This window comes from Bradyrhizobium sp. AUGA SZCCT0177 (assembly GCF_018130125.1).
GTDB lineage: Bacteria > Pseudomonadota > Alphaproteobacteria > Rhizobiales > Xanthobacteraceae > Bradyrhizobium.
The window spans coordinates 150,139-167,637 of sequence record NZ_JAFCMA010000018.1 but is presented as its reverse complement, the minus strand read 5'-3'; the positions used below and the strand labels follow the sequence as shown (position 1 = coordinate 167,637).

Here is a 17,499-nt window from a genome sequence, read left to right as displayed (position 1 = left end):
GAGAGCACGGCATAAGCCGTAAAGCCATTGCGCAGGGAAGGCCGGGTGTTCCCCGCTGCCCTGTATGCTCGTGTGCACTTTGTTTTGTGCAAACCGCACGCGAGACCGCGGGTGCAGCGCGCACCCGGTCTTCCCTGCGCCCTCTCCTTTCCGAGCGGGCGGAAAATGACGCAAAACTCGGGCATCTCGTGCCCTGAGAATGTGGACCCATGCCCTCACATTGTTTGAAAGACGATCATTGCAAGTCGAGCGGCCAATTTCGCGTTGCGGAAGACAAATCAGAGCCCAAACGCTCATCCGAAGCGACGCGCTGTGTGCTTGCCAAGTTCTCGCTTTACGTAAAAGATGGCAGCGCCTAGCCGGGCGGCCGTCCATGCCTTCGTTCGCGCATTGCTGGCTATTCGGCCTGCCTTTTAGACGTGGAGAATTGCGTGAGTGAAGCTCTTCATCCAGCCGCTCCCCATCATCTGCCAGGTTTCATCACGGCGCCGGGTGACACCGACGTTTTGATGGTCGTTATGGGGATCTTCCTGATCGGCACCATTCTCGCGGTCGGTAATTTCTATTTGCACCTGCACACGCTGCCGGAGCGGTTGGCCCACAAGTCGCAAAAGCTGCAGTTTGAAATCGTGGCCGTGCTGGGTCTGCTGGCGCTGTTCACGCACAACCATTTGTTCTGGGTGATCGGCCTGTTCCTCGCCATGATCGATCTTCCGGATTTCGCTTCGCCGCTGCGCAGGATCGCCGGATCGGTTGAAAAGCTGGCCGGCGTTCCGCCTGAACCAGACCCGACCGAGCCGCCTCCAGAAACTGCAGGCCACGCGGCCGTCACTGACAGCGGCGCTGCCAAGAGTGAGGCAAAGAGTCATGCTTGAGATCATCCTCTGCTCGCTCGTGACGATATTGCCGGACTATCTCTATCGCCGCTATCGGCAGGGAAAGCGCATCGGCCACGAAATCACGCTTTATTCGGTCTGGTTCGAGCTGCGATTTGGCATCATCGGCTGCCTGATGCTCACGGTCGCGCTGATCACGATGATCTTCTATTATCATCCATCGACCTCGTCGGCGACGTTGTACTATCGGACCGTCCCGATCATGTCCGAAGTAGCCGGCCGGGTGGCGGAGGTTAACATCGATGTCAGCGCGGCCGTCAAGCAAGGTGAGGTGATTTTCAGACTTGACAGTTCCAAGCAGGAGGCAGCGCTACTGACGGCCAAACGCAAGATCGCCGAAGTCGATGCCGCCATGCTGTCGGCGCAGGCCGATGTTCTCAAGGCCGAAGGGCAGATCCTGCAGGCTCAGGGCGATTATCAGCAAGCCACCGACGAGCTGAATACCAAGCGGGACCTCCAGCAACGCAATCCCGGCATCGTTCCGCAGCGTGACATCGAAAAGCTCCAGGTGCTGCAGGCGGGTCGGCAGGGCTCGCTAGATGCCGCCAACGCTTCAAAACAATCCGCGGCGGTTCGCGTCACCGCCCTCCTCCCCGCCGAGAAAGCCAGCGCAGAGGCCGCGCTGGCCGAAGCGCAGGTCGATCTGGACAAGACCTTCATTCGTGCAGGGTTCAACGGGCGGGTCGAGCAGTTCGGGCTGAGGCCGGGCGATATCGTCAATCCAATGATACGGACGGCCGGCGTCCTGATTCCGGAGGGCGCGGGACGGGTTGCACTGTCGGCTGGGTTTGGGCAGATCGAGGCTCAGGTCATGAAAGTCGGAATGGTGGCCGAGGCCACCTGCATTTCCAAGCCGTGGACGATCATTCCGATGGTGGTGACCAATGTGCAGGACTACATCGCGGCTGGCCAGTTCAGGGGCGGCGAACAGCTGATCGAGGCGCAGAGCACCGTGCGTCCTGGCACCATTCTCGTTTTCATGGAGCCGATCTACAAGGGCGGGCTGGAGGGCGTGACGCCCGGCAGCAGCTGTATCGCCAACGCCTACACCAGCAATCACGAACGGATCGCGTCAGGCAAGCTCAGCGCGTTCAAGAGCTTCGCGTTGCACGTCGTTGACGCCACCGGCCTCGTGCATGCGATTCTGTTGCGGATTCAGGCCCTGCTGCTGCCCATCAAGACGCTGGTGCTGAGCGGGCACTGAGGGTTTGTCCGGATGCTCCCGGTGTCGGGTTAACTGACACCAGGCACTCCAGGCGGCCCGCCGGCTTAGTGCGAGGTCATCCAGGCGCGGGCTTCGCGCTGCGCCGTGGCGATCTCGACATCCGACATCATCTCGGCGACTTCGCGGCGCATCGAGATTGCGTCAGTGCGGCCTTTCAGGGCGGCGAGATTGAACCATTTATGGGCGGCGACCAGGTTGACGACGCCGGAACGACCGCTCGCCCAATACAGGCCGCGCTCGAACAGCAAATCGGGGATTGCGGTTTCCACCGGTGTCGCCGTCTCCAGATCGAATTGTCCCTGAAACATCGTAGTCTCCCCTTTTTATTGTTGCCGCCCTCCCCCGAGCGCGGCCCCTGTCCACTGTCTAACGTCCCGTTATGCCCCACGCCGTTTGCCGGCTTGTTGGGATGATCATGGCCCATCAAATTTGAAGGGCAGTTTAAATATCGCGATGAACGGGGTGTAAACGTGAAGCGCCCCGGCGCCGGTGAGGAATCGCAGAAGTCCCTGTGCCGCAGCAACAAGTGAGGATTCGTGAAGACCGGTTTACCCTGCCGTTTCGCACAACGATAACCATTGCGACGTCTCGCATCTCGCGCGCGTCGTCATCGGCGCGAACGGAGAACCTGGCAGCGCAAGAGTTCCCGTGATGGATCGGCGGGCGCATGGCGCAAACGGCGTGCGGTGGCGCATGAGCACGATCTGCGGCAGCCCGACGCGGGCCACGGGCGGTCGGGGCAGTCATGTAAAGGATTTGGAAAGATCGAATGCCGGGCACCAAAGGCGCGGCTATCGTTCCGGGGAACAGGAGACGTTCCGGGGAACGAGGGCGTCGGCGAACACGTCAGGACCAGATTTCAGTCGGGGCTTTGGGCCCAGTGAAATTGCGGAGCAAAGATTCCGCACCGAACGAAGAAAACCTGTTTCTTCTGCCGGACCGGTTTTGGGAAAGCGAACTCTCCCGAAAGTCGATCCAGCCGTTTGACCTGATGTCTCGCCGACACCCTCTTTCGTCGACCAGAGCCATCCGAGCTATGTTTGCTTAGAGAAGCAAACCGTCTGATGGCTCGTGTGACGTGCCGGCATCAAGCCGCCGGCAATTTTTTCAAGACGAAGTTACTTCTTCTTCTTGGCGACCTTGCGGGTCTTCTTCGCAGTCTTCTTCACTGCGCTCTTCGCCTTCTTTGCCTTCTTAGCTTTCTTGGCCATGTTGCCCTCCTAATGTAAGTGAGATGGCTTAGTTCGCTGCGTGCACTCGGGAATCGATGTGCACTACATCCCGAATACACCAACACATTCAAAAAAACAGCGTCCCGCTTAAGGAAGTGTTGACGCAGCAATGTGAGAGCGCGCGCGAAGCTGGTGTCGGCGCCACCAAAACACGCCCGTACGACGATGCAAAAAGTGCAGCAACGACCGACATCGGCGTTTGTCAATATTGGAGGAAACGCTTGTATTACAGATGTTTTCGCGATTCACGCATGTGATGATTGGTGCGCAAACGACGTTATCGCGACTCATCGAGACCGCCCAAAAGCCGCTTGCGCGGACTCTGAGTCGCAAATTTTGGCAATGAAAATATTTTCGTGGATTCAGCGTCCACGTCTCATCGCCGCTCGCCAGAACCGAATTTTTGGACGAATCGCTGCGACCGATTCGCAAGGCCCGTTGTCCGTCGTGACGATGATTTTTGATCCGCGATGCGCGATCGATGCACGCTTTCGCGCGTCGATCGCAACGTGAGCTACCGCGAAAAGCGTCCCGTTACGGGACGCTTCAGATGCCGAGCTTCGCCTTCAAGAGATCGTTGACGGCTTGCGGATTGGCCTTGCCGCCGGACGACTTCATCACCTGGCCGACGAACCAGCCGGCGAGTTGCGGCTTGGCTTTCGCCTGCGCGACCTTGTCCGGGTTGGCGGCGATGATGTCGTCGACCACCTTCTCGATCGCGCTCAAGTCCGTGACCTGCTTCATGCCGCGCGTCTCGACGAGCGCGCGAGGGTCGCCACCTTCCTGCCAGACGATCTCGAACAGGTCCTTTGCGATCTTTCCTGAGATCGTGCCCTCTCCGATCAGGTCGACGATCGCCGCGAGTTGCACCGCAGAGACCGGTGAGCCCGCAATATCACGGCCTTCCTTGTTGAGGCGTCCGAACAGCTCGTTGATCACCCAGTTGGCGGCAAGCTTGCCGTCGCGCGCCTTGTCGGTGAGCCCGGCCAGCACGGTTTCATAGAAGTCCGCGCTCTCGCGCTCGGCCACCAGCACGCTGGCGTCGTAGGGCGACAGTCCGAAACCTTCGATGAAGCGGGCCTTCTTCTGGTCCGGCAATTCCGGCAGCTCGGCCTTCAGGCCGGCGACATAGGCTTCGCTGAACTCGAGCGGCAGCAGGTCGGGATCGGGGAAGTAACGGTAGTCGTGCGCCTCCTCCTTGGAGCGCATCGAGCGCGTCTCGCCCTTGCCCGGATCGTACAGCCGGGTCTCCTGATCGATGACGCCGCCATCCTCGATGATTTCGATCTGGCGCCGCGCCTCATACTCGATCGCCTGGCCGATGAAGTTGATCGAGTTCATGTTCTTGATCTCGCAGCGGGTGCCGAGCGGTCCGCCGGGCTTGCGCACGGAGACGTTGACGTCCGCGCGCAGCGAGCCCTTCTCCATGTCGCCGTCGCAGGTGCCGAGATAGCGCAGGATCGAACGCAGTTTGGTCACATAGGCCTTGGCCTGCTCGGCATCGCGGATGTCCGGTTTCGAGACAATCTCCATCAGCGCCACGCCGCAGCGGTTGAGGTCGACATAGGACATGGTCGGACTCTGGTCGTGCAGCGATTTGCCGGCGTCCTGCTCCAGGTGCAGACGCTCGATCCCGATCGAGACGCTGTGGCCGCCGTCAAGTTCGACCTCGACCACGCCCTCGCCCACGATCGGCGACTTGTACTGGCTGATCTGGTAGCCCTGCGGCGAATCCGGATAGAAATAGTTCTTGCGGTCGAACACCGAGCGCAGATTGATCTGCGCGTTTAGCCCAAGGCCGGTGCGAACTGCCTGACGAACGCATTCCTCGTTGATGACAGGCAGCATGCCCGGCATCGCGGCATCCACCAGCGAGACGTGGGTGTTCGGCTCGCCGCCGAACTCGGTCGAAGCGCCCGAGAACAGTTTTGACTGCGAGGTGACCTGGGCATGGACCTCCAACCCGATCACCATTTCCCAATCGCCGGTCTGGCCCTTGATCAGCTTGCCGCTCGCCGCCGTCATGTCCGTTCTCCCAACAGCAGTGTAAAGATGATCCGGTCCCACTCTGCCTCAAGCGAATCGATCGCCGCTGGTTGGCCGGACTGGCGATACCAGTAACCGGCGTTGCCGAGATCACCTTCCACGCGGTGCAAATAGGCGTGCACCCACGCCGCTTCCGCCGAGGATTCGTCCTGAACGATCTTATGCGCCGCGTCCCAATTGCCCTTGGCAGCCCACCACAACGCGGTGAGTGACGGGCTCAGCGCCGGCTGCGGCGCGTCATCGGAAAGGCTGGCCTTGAAATCTGCCATGGCCTCACCACCATCTGGCCGGCGTGAAGCGCCCGGCCGCCTGCTCCACCACTTCGCCGAGCGAGAACAGCGTCTCTTCGTCGAAAGGCCGGCCGATCAGTTGCAGGCCGAGCGGCAACCCCTGCGTATCCTTGCCGGCGGGAACGGCGATGCCCGGTAGTCCCGCCATGTTCACGGTCACCGTGAAGATGTCGTTGAGATACATCTCGACCGGATCGGCGCCGCCCTTCTCGCCGACGCCGAATGCCGCTGACGGCGTCGCCGGCGTCAGGATTGCGTTGACGCCCTTCGCAAAACAATCCTCAAAGTCCTTCTTGATCAGGGTGCGGACTTTTTGCGCGCGCAGGTAATAGGCGTCGTAATAGCCGGCGGAGAGCACATAGGTGCCGATCATGACGCGGCGGCGCACTTCGTCGCCAAAACCTTCGGCGCGGGTGTTCTCGTACATCTCACCGATGGAGCCGCCGGGCACGCGCAGGCCATAGCGCACGCCGTCGTAGCGCGCCAGGTTAGACGACGCCTCGGCAGGCGCCACGATGTAATAGGCCGGCAGCGCGTATTTGGTGTGCGGCAGCGATATCTCGACGAGCTCCGCGCCAGCCGCCTTCAGCCAGGCCGCGCCTTCGGTCCAGAGCTTTTCGACTTCGGCCGGCATGCCGTCGAGGCGGTATTCCTTGGGAATACCGATCTTCATGCCTTTGACGGACTTGCCGATCGCGGCCTCGTAGTCCGGCACCGCGCGATCGACGGAGGTCGTGTCCTTGGGATCGTGACCGGCCATCGAGCGCATCAGGATCGCGCTGTCGCGCACGGTGCGCGCAATGGGCCCTGCCTGATCGAGCGAGGAGGCAAAGGCGACGATGCCCCAGCGCGAGCAGCGGCCATAGGTCGGCTTGACGCCGACGGTGGCGGTGAACGCCGCCGGCTGGCGGATCGAACCGCCGGTGTCGGTCGCGGTCGCGCCCATGCAAAGCAGTGCGGCCACCGCGGAAGCTGAGCCGCCCGACGAGCCGCCCGGCACCAGCGAGCTATTGGAGCCTTCGCGCCGCCACGGATTGACCACCGGGCCGAAGCACGAGGTCTCGTTCGAGGAGCCCATCGCGAATTCGTCGTTGTTGAGCTTGCCGAGCATGACCGCACCGTCGCGCCAGAGCTGCGAAGTGACTGTCGACTCATAAGGCGGCACGAAATTGCCGAGGATTTTCGAGCACGCAGTGGTGCGCACATCCTTGGTCGCGAACAGGTCCTTGATGCCGAGCGGAATGCCGGCCAACGGGCCGCCCTCGCCTTTTGCGATCCTGGCGTCGATCGCGCGCGCCATGGCTCGGGCCTTGTCCGGCGTTTCCAGCACGAAGGCATTGAGCGCGCGCGCCGCCTCGATCGCGGCAAGGTGCGCGTCGGTCAGTTCAAGCGAGGTGAAAGACTTGTTCGCGAGGCCATTCCTGGCCTCGGCGATCGTCATCGAAATCAAATCGGTCATTTATTGATCGGGCTGCAGAAGAATGGAGACAGGGTCTTGTCGCTCGCGGGGTCGTCTTGCTTGGGCCGCGTCAGCTCGGACGCCTCGAGCGCGTCGAGCACCGCGTCCATCGCCTTGTCGGGATCGGCGACCTTGCCCTGGCGCTCCATCGCGTCGAGATAGTTCATGTAGGCCTGGTAGGCCTTTTCATCGTCGCAGAGCATGCACATCGCGGATCTCTAAGACTCTTTTGTTTGACGCGTTTTCTTCACGCGAACCGGTATCCACTTCGCTCGAAAACACGATGTTACTCGACGACCTTCGGCACCAGAAAGAAATGGTTCACGGTGTCGGGCGCGTTTCTGACGACATCGTCGGCGATCTCGCCGTCATTGATCACGTCAGGACGTTTCTTCATTTCCATCGGGGTCACCGAGGTCATTGGCTCGACGCCGTCGACGTTCACCTCCGAAAGCTGCTCTACGAACGCCAGCATGGCGTTCAGTTCGCCCTGCAGGTGGGGAACTTCGGCCTCGGCGACCGCAATTCGCGCAAGATGCGCGATACGGCGAACGGTAGCGGCATCAACGGGCATTAATATAAGGCCTCAATCGGGGGATCGCACCCGCCGTATAGCAGAGCCCGGTTTTGCGCCGCAACCACGGGGAACCGCCCCGCCGGCATTTTGGGGCCAAAATACCGCCAAACGGGGCTCAAAGGCCGCATCAAAGTGCCGCCGTTGCGGCCCGCGCCGGGAGTCCGGGGTTTCGACAGGGAAAAGCCGCCGACGAAACCAATTTGGCGGGCTGACGCAGTCGTTTTGAAACAGTCGCGGCGTGTACTCGGCCATCACTCTGGAGGCCGTGCCATGTGGACAACGGAACACGACGGTGTAACGGAAAGTTGGGATCCTGCTCTGTGGTCGATCGGTGGCGTGCTTGGCGTCGCGATCCTATATCTGGCGTGTCTAGCCTGACGAACGTGAGGCAACGCCATGTCCAAAGCGAAAGAGCTTCAGGAAAAAGCCGAGATGTTCGAGCGGCGCGCAGAAAGCGCCACCGATCCAATCTCGCAACGTCACTACAAAGAGATGGCCGCGCATTATCGATCGCTCGCCGTCGAGCACCTGGACGTCGTCAAACGCGACGAGCCGGCGCATTAGCACAACGACCCCGGCAGCCGCCGGACGCTAAGCCAGCGAACTCAGCCTAGCCAACGCCGCGCCCGCCAGCGCCCGCGTCAGTTCTGCGGCCGGCATCTCGCGGCCCATCCGCACCGCCTGCCCGGCCCAGAGATTGGTGAAATCGACCTTGCCGAGCTTTTCGGCGGCCGCCTTCAGCGGACCGAGTGCGGTTGCGGCGTGCGGAAAATCAGGCGCATCCGGCGAAATCGGTCCGACCTCGCGCATCACGCGGTTGGCGACGCCGCGCGCGGGCCGTCCCGTCATGACGTTGGTAATCACGGTGGCATCATCACTCGCCTGGGCAAGCGCTACCCGCGCCGGCGCGGACACCTTTGATTCCGGGCAGCGCAGATAGGCCGTGCCGATCTGCACGCCCGCAGCTCCGAGCGCAAACGCCGCCGCGATCCCACGCCCGTCGGCAATGCCGCCGGCCGCGATGACAGGCACCTTCACGGCGTCGACGACCTGCGGCACCAGCGCGAAGGTGCCGGGCTGCTGGGCGATATTCTCGGTCAGGAACATGCCGCGATGGCCGCCGGCTTCGGCGCCTTGCGCAATGATGACGTCGGCGCCGTGCTCCTCGAGCCATATCGCCTCTTTTACGATCGTGGCTGACGACATCACGATGGCGCCCGCCGCCTTGACCCGCCTCACCAGCGCCGGATCCGGCAGGCCGAAATGGAAGCTGACTACTTGCGGCTTCATCTCCTCAACCAGCGCGCACATCGCCTCGTCGAACGGCGCGCGGTTCGCGGCAGTGACAGGCGTTGAGGGATCGAGGCCCAACTCCTTGTAATAGGATGCGAGCCGCGCCTTCCATCCGGCTTCGCGCGCGGGATCGGCCGCGACCGGCGCGTGGCAGAAAAAGTTCAAGTTGAGCGGCGTGGAGACGCGCTGGCGCACGATGCTGATCTGTTCGCGCGCCTTTTCCGCCGTGATCATCGCGCATGGCAGCGAACCCAGCGCGCCACCCTGGGCCGCCGCGATCACCAGCTCCTGGTCCATCACGCCGGCCATTGGCGCCAGCACGATCGGAAATTCGGTCTTGAAGAGATCGAGAAGTCGGCGGTCTGGCCACATGGGTCTGCTCGCTTGAATGAGTTGAATCAGGCTCTTGTTGCTGCGGAAGAGTTGCGCCGTCCAGCCAGGAGCTGATCGGCCTCGCCGACGATCCTGTCAACGATCACTGCCGCCGACGGAATATCATGGATCAGGCCGACGGCCTCACCTGCGATGACAGCGGCGACATCATAATTTCCGGCGGCTCTCGCGGCGGCATATTCGGCCGCGACCGCGGTGACGTTTTGCATCAGTTCGACCTCGCGACCGATCCAGCGGCGCGCGTGATCATTGATCAGGCAGCGGCCGTTGAACGGCGCCGGCCAGACATTGTTCCGGGAGATATCGAAGATGATGCTCCTGATGCTACTGCCGCTGGTCGCGTTGCAGATACGCTTTTTGGCTTCATCGGCGCCGTCGCATTCCTGGCTGGCGTAAAAGCGCGTGCCGAGCAGCACGCCGGACGCTCCCAGCATCATCATCGCCGCCAGCCCGCGGCCGTCACCGATGCCGCCCGCCGCCGCAACCGGCACCCGGCCCGCCACGAGATCGACAATCGCCGGCACGATGTCGATGGTGGTGCGGGAGGCACCGTGTCCGCCGGCCTCGCTGCCTTGCGCAATCAGCAGGTCGGCACCGGCGTCAAGCGCCTGCCGCGCCATGCCCTCGTCCTGCACCTGGCAGATCAGCAGCGCGCCGCTGGATTTGATCTTGGTCGCAAAGGGTTTTGGATCGCCGAACGAGAGCATGATGGCGCGCGGCCGTGCCGCGAGCGCGATGTCCATCAGCTCCGGCCGTTTGGCGAAACTCCAGGTGATGAAGCCGATGCCAAAGGGAGCGGATACGCCTCTGAGCTTGGCGGTCTCCTGCTCCAGCCAGGCCTTATCGCCATAGCCACCACCCAAAATGCCAAAACCACCGGCGGCGCTGACTGCCGCCGTCAGTCGTGCGCCGGCTATCACGTCCATTGGCGCCGACAGGACCGGATGCGTGATGCCCAGGAGAGCCGTCAATGGCGTGCTGATCGACATGTCCAAACCCTTCTATCTGGACAGACACGATAAGCCGACATATCATTCTCATAAAATGAATACTATAGAACGCTGCCATCGCTATAATGAAACGGAGGCCGGTCCATGGAATTGAGCGATCTCGTGACGTTTTCGACGGTGGCGCGCCTCGGCGGCATCACCCGCGCCGCGGACGAACTCAACACCGTGCAATCCAACGTCACCCAGCGCGTCAAAGCGCTGGAGACCGAGATCGGCACCGCACTGTTCGAGCGGCATAGCCGCGGCATGACATTGACCGGCGCCGGCCGCCGCTTGCTTCCGTATGCGCAGCGGATGGCGGCGTTGTCGCGCGAAGCCGTGCTGGCCGCGCGCGACGATGGCGAGCCCAAGGGGCCGTTGTCGATCGGCTCGATGGAGACCACCGCTGCGGTACGGCTGCCTTCCTTGCTCGCCGAATTCCACCGCCGCTTTCCAGCGGTGCGCTTGAGCCTGCGCACCTCGCCGACCGCAGACCTTGTCGCGGCCGTGCTTGACGGATCGCTCGACGGCGCATTTGTGGCCGGTCCGATCGACCACGCCGAACTCAGTTCGACAATCGCTTTCAGGGAAGAACTCGTGCTGGTGACGTCGAGGCGCTGGGCAAATCTGGCCGCCTTGCGCGCGGGCACGCCAGAATCGGGGCCGACCGCCCTGGTATTCCGCACCGGCTGCAGCTATCGGCAGCGGCTCGAACAGGTGTTTTCCGAGTTCGGCTGGCCGTCTTCGGCGCGGTTCGAACTCGGCACGCTAGACGGCATGATCGGCTGCGTCGCCGCTGACATGGGCGTGACGCTGCTGCCCCGTGCCGTTGTCGGAAAGAACGAGACCGTCAACGTCCACAAGCTGAAGGCCGCTCAGTCTGGTGTCGACACCCTCTTCATCCAGCGCCGCAGCGCACATCAATATAGCGCGCTGCAAGGCTTTACCGCCTGCCTGAACAATAGCGGCGAGGTCATCGCCGCCTGAGATTTCAGCGCCGCAGCCCGCCTCCGCCCCTGACCGCCTCGACCAACCCTAACGGCTAGGCCCCCTGTAGAAACCCGTAAATTGAACCCAGCGCGCAGGCCGCCGCAAAGGGCAGAATAAACCAGCGGCGGTGGTCTTCCAGCGCGTAGCGGATGAGCATCGCGGTCACCGCGAGCAAGCCGAACAATTGCAGTGCATCCATCGCGTTGCCTCGTCGCGCGCGACGTTCCGCTGTGCGAAATATCGGCGCCACATTTCTGTAACAAAGAAGATTTGCGCTGCACGACCGGCTCGCGGCCTTCCATCGCAATAGCCGCATCAAAAACTTTTTGGATCGTCGCACACTACTACGTTAGTATGAGGCGCTGACTACCAAGAACCATAACGTCAACTCTGGGAGGATCTGCGATGCGCCACGCGTTCGTGCTGTGCTGTTCGGCTGCCCTGTTGGGAACGGTTGGAACGGCAAGCGCTCAAGACTGGACGAAATCGAAATGGGGACCGAACGACGAGATCGGCGCCGCCAACTATATGACCCCGGAGCTCGTTGTGAAGGCGGCCGGCCTCGTCAAGACCGGCAAGACCTACGCGCTCGGCTTCCCGGTCGACTCCAAGATGCCCGCCTACCCTCCGCGCGCCTTCAAGATCACCGTCGTCCAGCCCGGTCAGGCCGGCATTCCCGGCCTTGGGCCGAGCAAGACCACCTATAACGACGACATCATCGAAGGCTGGGTCGGCGTCGGCAGCCAGATGGACGGCCTCGGCCATATCGGCGTGGAGCACGTCTATTATAACGGCAACAAGCTGCTCGACTTCGCCGATCCCACCGGCCTGAAGAAACTCGGCATCGAGAAAGTGCCACCGATGGTGACCCGCGGTGTGCTGCTCGACATGGCCGCTCACTACGGTACGGATGTGGTCAAAGAAGGCACCGCCTTCAACGTCAAGGAGATCGAGGAAGTCGCTAAGAAACAAGGCGTGGAAATCCGCCAGGGCGACGTCGTCCTCTTTCACACCGGTTGGGCTAGTCTGATCGGCAAGGACGACAAGCGCTTCAACTCAGGTGAGCCTGGCCTTGGCGTCGAAGGCGCCAAATATCTCACCGGCAAGGGCGTGGTTGCCGTAGGCGCCGATACCTGGGGGTTGGAAGTGATACCGTTTGAATCGAAGAACGTGTTCGAGGTGCACCAGATCCTGCTGCCAATGAACGGAACCTACATTCTCGAAGTCATCAATACTGCCGAACTCGCAGCCGACAAGGCCTATGAGTTCCTGTTCGTGCTCGGCCAGCCGCGCTTCAAGGGCGGCGTGCAGAGCATGATCAACCCGGTCGCGATTCGCTAAGACGATCTCGACGGATGGCGTGGCGTTCCCGCATGGACGCCACGCCGCATCCGGCTTTGCATGTCAGACTAGCTGCGTGTTATGCGGGTCCATGCCCGCCCTCATCCTCCCTCTGATCGAAGCGGTCACGCATTGGCCCGAGCGCGGTGCGCTGGTCGGCCTCGATCTCGGCACCAAGACCATCGGCGTCGCGGTTTCCAACGCCGATCGCAGGCTGGCGACCGGCGTTGAGACCATCCACCGCAAAGCCTTCAAGGCCGACGCGGCGCGGCTGCTTTCCATTGCCGGCGAGCGCAACGCGGTCGGTTTCGTGCTCGGCCTGCCCATCAACATGGATGGCAGCGAAGGTCCGCGCGCGCAATCGACCCGCGCCTTTGCGCGCAATTTTTCCAAACTCACAGATCTGGCGATCGGCCTGTGGGACGAACGGCTCTCAACATCGGCCGTCGAGCGCGAACTGATCGGGATGGACGTCAGCCGGGCCCGCCGCGCCGAAGTGATCGACGAGCATGCCGCGATCTTTATCCTGCAAGGCGCGCTGGACCGGCTCGCCACACTGCGCGGCGAGCGCTGAAGATGGCAGTGGTGGTCGCGGCGCTGCTGCCGGTGTTCTTGCTGATCGTGCTCGGCTTCATACTGAAGCGGAGCTTGATGCGGCTGGAGACGCAGTGGCACGGGCTGGAGCGGCTGACCTATTACGTGCTGTTTCCGGTGCTCTTGATCCAGACGCTGGTGAGGGCCGACCTCAGCAAGGTCCCGGTCGCAGGCGTCGGCGGCGCGCTGCTGCTGTCGGCGCTGCTGATGTCGCTGCTGTGCCTGGCGCTGCGACCCCTGCTCGCCCGCGGCGCGGTCAACGGACCCGCCTTCACCTCGGTGTTCCAGGGCGCCATCCGCTGGCAGACCTATGTGGCGCTCGCCGTCTCGGGCAGCCTGTTCGGCGATGCCGGACTGGCGCTGGCCTCGGTCGCGATGGTCGCCATCATCCCCTTGGTCAACGTGTTCAGCGTCAGCGTGCTCGCGCGGTACGCCTCGACCGAAAAACAATCGGTCGGATCCATCGCCATGACGGTCGTGCGCAATCCCCTGATCTGGGCCTGCGCGATCGGGCTCCTGATCAACGTCACCCACCTCCCCCTGCCAAAGCTCTGGCATGACGTCGCCGACGCGCTCGGCCGCTCCTCGCTGGCGATCGGCCTGCTGGTGACCGGCGCCGGCCTGCATCTCGAAGGCCTGTTCCGCCCGAGCCTTGCCGCTTCGGTTGCGGTGTTCCTCAAGCTGGTGCTGATGCCGGTGATCGCCGTCGCGCTGGCGCTGTGGTTCGGGCTGTCAGGCTCGAACCTGGCGATCGTGACCGCGTGCGCGGCGGTGCCGGCCTCATCCAGCGCCTATGTGCTGGCCCGGCAGATGGGCGGCGATGCGCCTTTGCTGGCGCAGATCATCACGCTGCAGACCATTCTGGCGGCGATCACGATGCCGATCGCGATCGCATTGGTCGGGTGAGATCAGAAGTACGCAAGTTTCAGGGCAGTATGGGCTATGACCGCGAGGTTGAAAAAGCCGTGAGTTATCACGGTGAGCCAGGTCGAGCCGCTGCGGCGTCGCAGATGCCCGAAGATCAGACCGACGAGGAAGATCTGGCAAATATAGTACCAGCTATACTGCTGGTGCATCAGCGCCCACAGCGCGGACGACAGCACGATCGTGCCGATCGGACCGAGAAAAGACTGCGACCAGCCGCGATACAGCAGGCCACGCACCACGAATTCCTCCGTGACCGGCGCCGCGACGCAGAAGCCGATCAGCAACAGCCACAACAGCCCAGCGTCTTGCGCGGAGCGGTAGCTGTCGATCACGAATGCAAGCATCGGATGTCCCGAGAGAAACGAAAGCAGAAGCCATGCGAGCAGGAATGCCAAGGTTATTGGGAGGCCGTGAAGGAGTTCGTCGCGGCTCGGCCAGCGAAGTGCAAGATAGTCCGCGAAGCCTTGCCTTGCGATCCGGATCGCGGCCCAGAGCACGGCAACGACCAAGGCACATGCGGCAATCGTCCCCGCGGCGATGTTGCCGCCTTGAGACGCCAACTCGACGATTTGCGCCCCGGTCATGTCCAGATCGCCGTGCCAGATGAACACCACGACCATCATCACGAGGTAGCCGAGATTGAACGCAACATAGGCAAGCAACGCGACGACCGCCGAACCCAAGAAATACCAGGTACGGGGCTGACGTGGCGAAACAGGCAAAGCGGGCGGCGCGGAAATCTCGGGCGTTGACATAGGGACCTCCGCGCCTTGGTCGCACCGGCGCGGCGTCAGGTTCGAGGTCCGCGGCTATTGCCCGGCGAGCCAGAAGGTTTGAATGGTCGCCGCCGTGTTGTTGAGACCGTGCAGTACGATCGTCAGCCAGGTCGAACCGGTGCGGTAGCGGAAATAGCCGAGCAGCAGGCCGATGGTGAACACCTCACCGAAGAAGAACCAGCTGTACTGCAGATGCATCGAAGTCCAAACCAGCGACGACAGGAAGATGGCGCCGGGCACCCCGAGGCGCGATTCCGACCAGCCGCGGTAGAGAAAACCGCGCGCCATAATTTCCTCCGAGATCGGTGCAGCGACGCAGAACGCGATCACGAGCAGCCATAGCGCGCCGTCGGCCTGCGCCGATTTCAGCACGTCGCCCATAAAGCCCGGCGTCACCTCGCGCCCGAGCGCACGCGACAGCAGGTCCCAGCCGCCGACCAGCACGGCCAATGAGACGGCGCCGATCAGGAAATTCTGCCACGTGGTCCAGCGCAGCGCGAGATAGTCAACAAATGGCGTGCGCGAGGCACGCGTCGCGACCCAGGCTGCGAGCAGCACCGCAGGCATTCCCATGATCACGGACAGCGAGATCGTCAGCCCGGCGCCGACGACATCGATCGCCGCCGCGAGATCCCACGAACCTTGCCGCAACACGAAGTAAACGATGACCACGGCCTGGCCGACGAACATCCCGGCAAAGATGAACAGCCCCCACAGCGCCGTGCCCCAGAACTTCCAGATCCGGGGCGGACGCAGGGCGGACGCGACGGGAGGGGGCGGTTGCGGGAGGCTGAGGGAATCCATCAACTGACTTTCAGGGCAGCGCCCGTTCCAGCAGACCAGCGACGTCGGCGCTGGCAAGATCGACCGCGCCGTACATGCTGGCGTGATTCCCGGCAAGGCGCGTGGCGGCAAACAGTTCCGCATGCCGTGGCGACACCGCATTGAGCGCCGCCGCGGCGGCGAGCAGCGCCAGTTTTTCGACCGCCAGCCGGGCCACCCGTTCGCTGTCGGGCCGGCGGAAAGCTTTGCCGATAAAACCGACCGCCTCGCCGGCCTCCGGCAGGCCCAGCGTTTCACCGGTGAGTTCGTGCAACACGGCGGATGCCGCCTCGGCCTCGCGCGACAGCGCCCGGAGCACGTCGAGGCACATCACATTGCCTGACCCTTCCCAGATCGCGTTGACCGGCGACTCCCGGTAATGCCGCGCCAAAATGCCCTCCTCGACGTAGCCGTTGCCGCCGAGGCATTCCATCGCCTCATAGAGAAAACCCGGTGCGCTCTTGCAGACCCAGTATTTGATCGCCGGCGTCAGCAGCCGCATATAGGCGGCCTCTTTGGCGTCTGACGGCGCCCGGTCGAACGCCCGGCACAGGCGCATGACCAGCGCGATCGAGGCTTCGACATGCAGCGCCATATCCGACAGCACCGCTTGCATCAGCGGCTGGTCGGCGAGATGCTTCTGAAACACGCTGCGGTGCCTTGCATGGTGCAGCGCATGCGCCAGGCCCGAGCGCATCAGGCCGGCGGAGGCAATCGCGCAATCCTGCCGCGTCAGCTGCACCATCTGGATGATGGTGCGGATGCCTTTGCCCTCGTCACCGATGCGCTCCGCATAGGCGCCTGTGAATTCCACTTCTGATGAGGCGTTGGAGCGGTTGCCGAGCTTGTCCTTCAGCCGCTGGAAGCGGATCGCGTTGACGGAACCATCGGGGGCAAAGCGCGGCATGAAGAAACAGCTCAGGCCGCCGCCCGCCTGCGCCAGAACCAGGAACGCATCGCACATCGGCGCCGACATGAACCATTTGTGGCCGGTGATGCGATAGGCATCGCCGTCTCGCTCGGCGCGCGTCATGTTGGAGCGCACATCGGTGCCGCCCTGCTTCTCGGTCATGCCCATGCCGACCGTCATGCCGCGCTTGGTCCACCACGGCGCAAAGCCGGGATCATAGGTACGCGTCGCCAGCACCGGCATCACCTTCGCCAGCAGATCCGGCTGCTCGGCGAGCGCCGCCACCGACGCGCGCGTCATCGTGATCGGACAGAGATGCCCGGTCTCGACCTGCGAGGCGATGTAGAATTGGGCGGCGCGCACGACTTCCGAAGCACCGCCTGCCGGCTTGCCGTCGGCGTTCCACGTCGAATTGTGCACGCCAGCATGGGCCGAGTGGGCCATCAGCTCGTGATAGGCCGGGTGAAACTCGACCTCGTCGCGGCGGTTGCCGCGGGAATCGAAGGTCCGCAGCTTCGGGGTGTTCTCATTGGCAGCACGGCCTCGCGCCGCCATTTCGGCCGAACCCCAGTGCTGGCCGAAGTCGGATAGTTCTCGGCTCGCCTCGCCACCGCCATTGGCGGCTACCGCCTCGGCCAGCGGCCGGTCGGCCGCGAACAGGTCGACATCTTCGAACGGCGGCGACTGATTGAAGACCTCGTGGGTCGAAAATGATGCCTGGCTCATGGCGGGTCTTGCT

Annotated in this window: 19 protein-coding genes; 7 read left to right on the top strand and 12 right to left on the bottom strand. The window is 62.9% G+C overall.

All coding sequences use genetic code 11. The annotated features are described in order from the left end of the window. Nucleotides 1-431 precede the first annotated feature (431 nt). Entirely contained in the window at nt 432-875 is a 444-nt protein-coding gene (locus JQ597_RS21895) for a hypothetical protein (RefSeq protein WP_212266319.1), read from the top strand. Next, nucleotides 868-2,100: an HlyD family secretion protein gene (locus tag JQ597_RS21890; RefSeq protein WP_212266317.1), complete on the top strand. Its 1,233-nt coding sequence runs from the start codon at nt 868-870 to the stop codon at nt 2,098-2,100. Before JQ597_RS21895 ends, JQ597_RS21890 begins: the two co-directional genes overlap by 8 nt. Before the next feature lie 65 nt (nt 2,101-2,165). On the opposite strand, the gene JQ597_RS21885 is transcribed toward JQ597_RS21890, so the two are convergent. From JQ597_RS21885 to gatC, 6 genes are all read right to left on the bottom strand, one after another. Next, complete coding sequence (locus JQ597_RS21885; RefSeq protein WP_212266315.1) at nt 2,166-2,429, bottom strand: hypothetical protein; 264 nt, start codon at nt 2,427-2,429, stop codon at nt 2,166-2,168. Nucleotides 2,430-3,899: 1,470 nt separating this feature from the next. Next, the gene (gene gatB, locus JQ597_RS21880; RefSeq protein WP_212266313.1) at nt 3,900-5,378 is read right to left on the bottom strand and encodes an Asp-tRNA(Asn)/Glu-tRNA(Gln) amidotransferase subunit GatB; all 1,479 of its coding nucleotides are present in this window, start codon (nt 5,376-5,378) and stop codon (nt 3,900-3,902) included. Continuing rightward, nucleotides 5,375-5,668 (bottom strand): hypothetical protein, encoded by a 294-nt coding sequence (locus tag JQ597_RS21875; RefSeq protein ID WP_212266311.1) that lies wholly within the window; start codon nt 5,666-5,668, stop codon nt 5,375-5,377. Before JQ597_RS21875 ends, gatB begins: the two co-directional genes overlap by 4 nt. 4 nt (nt 5,669-5,672) lie before the next feature. Next, complete coding sequence (gatA, locus tag JQ597_RS21870) at nt 5,673-7,148, bottom strand: Asp-tRNA(Asn)/Glu-tRNA(Gln) amidotransferase subunit GatA (RefSeq protein ID WP_212266309.1); 1,476 nt, start codon at nt 7,146-7,148, stop codon at nt 5,673-5,675. Then, complete coding sequence (locus JQ597_RS21865) at nt 7,145-7,357, bottom strand: hypothetical protein (RefSeq protein ID WP_212212263.1); 213 nt, start codon at nt 7,355-7,357, stop codon at nt 7,145-7,147. The genes gatA and JQ597_RS21865 overlap by 4 nt, the downstream gene beginning before the upstream one ends. A 77-nt stretch (nt 7,358-7,434) precedes the next feature. Next, nucleotides 7,435-7,722, bottom strand: coding sequence for an Asp-tRNA(Asn)/Glu-tRNA(Gln) amidotransferase subunit GatC (gatC, locus tag JQ597_RS21860; RefSeq protein ID WP_212266307.1), 288 nt, complete (start codon nt 7,720-7,722; stop codon nt 7,435-7,437). Nucleotides 7,723-8,121: 399 nt separating this feature from the next. Here gatC and JQ597_RS21855 point away from each other — a divergent pair, with 399 nt between their 5' ends. Then, on the top strand, nt 8,122-8,289 hold the full coding sequence (locus JQ597_RS21855) for a hypothetical protein (RefSeq protein WP_192733686.1): 168 nt from the start codon (nt 8,122-8,124) through the stop codon (nt 8,287-8,289). 27 nt (nt 8,290-8,316) lie between these two features. Here the strand turns inward: JQ597_RS21855 and JQ597_RS21850 are convergent, their stop codons facing one another. Both JQ597_RS21850 and JQ597_RS21845 read right to left on the bottom strand, forming a co-directional pair. Beyond that, nucleotides 8,317-9,390: an NAD(P)H-dependent flavin oxidoreductase gene (locus JQ597_RS21850; RefSeq protein ID WP_212266305.1), complete on the bottom strand. Its 1,074-nt coding sequence runs from the start codon at nt 9,388-9,390 to the stop codon at nt 8,317-8,319. Nucleotides 9,391-9,416: 26 nt separating this feature from the next. Next, on the bottom strand, nt 9,417-10,400 hold the full coding sequence (locus JQ597_RS21845; protein ID WP_212266303.1) for an NAD(P)H-dependent flavin oxidoreductase: 984 nt from the start codon (nt 10,398-10,400) through the stop codon (nt 9,417-9,419). A 105-nt stretch (nt 10,401-10,505) separates the two neighbouring features. Between JQ597_RS21845 and JQ597_RS21840 the strand changes: the two genes are divergently transcribed. Further along, nucleotides 10,506-11,387 carry a LysR family transcriptional regulator gene (locus tag JQ597_RS21840; protein ID WP_212266301.1) on the top strand — a complete coding sequence of 294 codons (882 nt, stop codon included), beginning with the start codon at nt 10,506-10,508 and terminating at the stop codon, nt 11,385-11,387. 55 nt (nt 11,388-11,442) lie between these two features. Here the strand turns inward: JQ597_RS21840 and JQ597_RS21835 are convergent, their stop codons facing one another. Continuing rightward, complete coding sequence (locus tag JQ597_RS21835; RefSeq protein WP_249148096.1) at nt 11,443-11,589, bottom strand: hypothetical protein; 147 nt, start codon at nt 11,587-11,589, stop codon at nt 11,443-11,445. Nucleotides 11,590-11,795: 206 nt separating this feature from the next. Here JQ597_RS21835 and JQ597_RS21830 point away from each other — a divergent pair, with 206 nt between their 5' ends. From JQ597_RS21830 to JQ597_RS21820, 3 genes are all read left to right on the top strand, one after another. Then, entirely contained in the window at nt 11,796-12,731 is a 936-nt protein-coding gene (locus tag JQ597_RS21830) for a cyclase family protein (protein WP_212266299.1), read from the top strand. Between the two features lie 91 nt (nt 12,732-12,822). After that, entirely contained in the window at nt 12,823-13,305 is a 483-nt protein-coding gene (gene ruvX / locus JQ597_RS21825; RefSeq protein WP_212266297.1) for a Holliday junction resolvase RuvX, read from the top strand. A 2-nt stretch (nt 13,306-13,307) separates the two neighbouring features. Next, nucleotides 13,308-14,231: an AEC family transporter gene (locus JQ597_RS21820; protein ID WP_212266295.1), complete on the top strand. Its 924-nt coding sequence runs from the start codon at nt 13,308-13,310 to the stop codon at nt 14,229-14,231. A 2-nt stretch (nt 14,232-14,233) separates the two neighbouring features. Here the strand turns inward: JQ597_RS21820 and JQ597_RS21815 are convergent, their stop codons facing one another. Genes JQ597_RS21815 through JQ597_RS21805 form a run of 3 tightly spaced genes read right to left on the bottom strand, consistent with a single transcriptional unit; the run spans nt 14,234 to nt 17,486 of the window. Continuing rightward, nucleotides 14,234-15,007, bottom strand: coding sequence for a CPBP family intramembrane glutamic endopeptidase (locus tag JQ597_RS21815; RefSeq protein ID WP_212266293.1), 774 nt, complete (start codon nt 15,005-15,007; stop codon nt 14,234-14,236). Between the two features lie 54 nt (nt 15,008-15,061). Continuing rightward, nucleotides 15,062-15,832, bottom strand: coding sequence for a CPBP family intramembrane glutamic endopeptidase (locus tag JQ597_RS21810; RefSeq protein ID WP_212266292.1), 771 nt, complete (start codon nt 15,830-15,832; stop codon nt 15,062-15,064). 10 nt (nt 15,833-15,842) lie between these two features. After that, complete coding sequence (locus JQ597_RS21805) at nt 15,843-17,486, bottom strand: isovaleryl-CoA dehydrogenase (RefSeq protein WP_212266290.1); 1,644 nt, start codon at nt 17,484-17,486, stop codon at nt 15,843-15,845. Nucleotides 17,487-17,499 lie beyond the last annotated feature (13 nt).

Coding starts and splice junctions, on each gene's coding strand:
- ruvX (WP_212266297.1), top strand. CDS start 12,823: ATGCCCGCCCTCATCCTCCCTCTGATCGAAGCGGTCACGCATTGGCCC.
- JQ597_RS21885 (WP_212266315.1), bottom strand. CDS start 2,429: ATGTTTCAGGGACAATTCGATCTGGAGACGGCGACACCGGTGGAAACC.
- gatB (WP_212266313.1), bottom strand. CDS start 5,378: ATGACGGCGGCGAGCGGCAAGCTGATCAAGGGCCAGACCGGCGATTGG.
- JQ597_RS21815 (WP_212266293.1), bottom strand. CDS start 15,007: ATGTCAACGCCCGAGATTTCCGCGCCGCCCGCTTTGCCTGTTTCGCCA.
- JQ597_RS21890 (WP_212266317.1), top strand. CDS start 868: ATGCTTGAGATCATCCTCTGCTCGCTCGTGACGATATTGCCGGACTAT.
- JQ597_RS21820 (WP_212266295.1), top strand. CDS start 13,308: ATGGCAGTGGTGGTCGCGGCGCTGCTGCCGGTGTTCTTGCTGATCGTG.
- JQ597_RS21805 (WP_212266290.1), bottom strand. CDS start 17,486: ATGAGCCAGGCATCATTTTCGACCCACGAGGTCTTCAATCAGTCGCCG.
- JQ597_RS21840 (WP_212266301.1), top strand. CDS start 10,506: ATGGAATTGAGCGATCTCGTGACGTTTTCGACGGTGGCGCGCCTCGGC.
- JQ597_RS21855 (WP_192733686.1), top strand. CDS start 8,122: ATGTCCAAAGCGAAAGAGCTTCAGGAAAAAGCCGAGATGTTCGAGCGG.
- JQ597_RS21830 (WP_212266299.1), top strand. CDS start 11,796: ATGCGCCACGCGTTCGTGCTGTGCTGTTCGGCTGCCCTGTTGGGAACG.
- JQ597_RS21875 (WP_212266311.1), bottom strand. CDS start 5,668: ATGGCAGATTTCAAGGCCAGCCTTTCCGATGACGCGCCGCAGCCGGCG.
- gatA (WP_212266309.1), bottom strand. CDS start 7,148: ATGACCGATTTGATTTCGATGACGATCGCCGAGGCCAGGAATGGCCTC.
- JQ597_RS21850 (WP_212266305.1), bottom strand. CDS start 9,390: ATGTGGCCAGACCGCCGACTTCTCGATCTCTTCAAGACCGAATTTCCG.
- JQ597_RS21835 (WP_249148096.1), bottom strand. CDS start 11,589: ATGGATGCACTGCAATTGTTCGGCTTGCTCGCGGTGACCGCGATGCTC.
- JQ597_RS21865 (WP_212212263.1), bottom strand. CDS start 7,357: ATGTGCATGCTCTGCGACGATGAAAAGGCCTACCAGGCCTACATGAAC.
- gatC (WP_212266307.1), bottom strand. CDS start 7,722: ATGCCCGTTGATGCCGCTACCGTTCGCCGTATCGCGCATCTTGCGCGA.
- JQ597_RS21845 (WP_212266303.1), bottom strand. CDS start 10,400: ATGTCGATCAGCACGCCATTGACGGCTCTCCTGGGCATCACGCATCCG.
- JQ597_RS21810 (WP_212266292.1), bottom strand. CDS start 15,832: ATGGATTCCCTCAGCCTCCCGCAACCGCCCCCTCCCGTCGCGTCCGCC.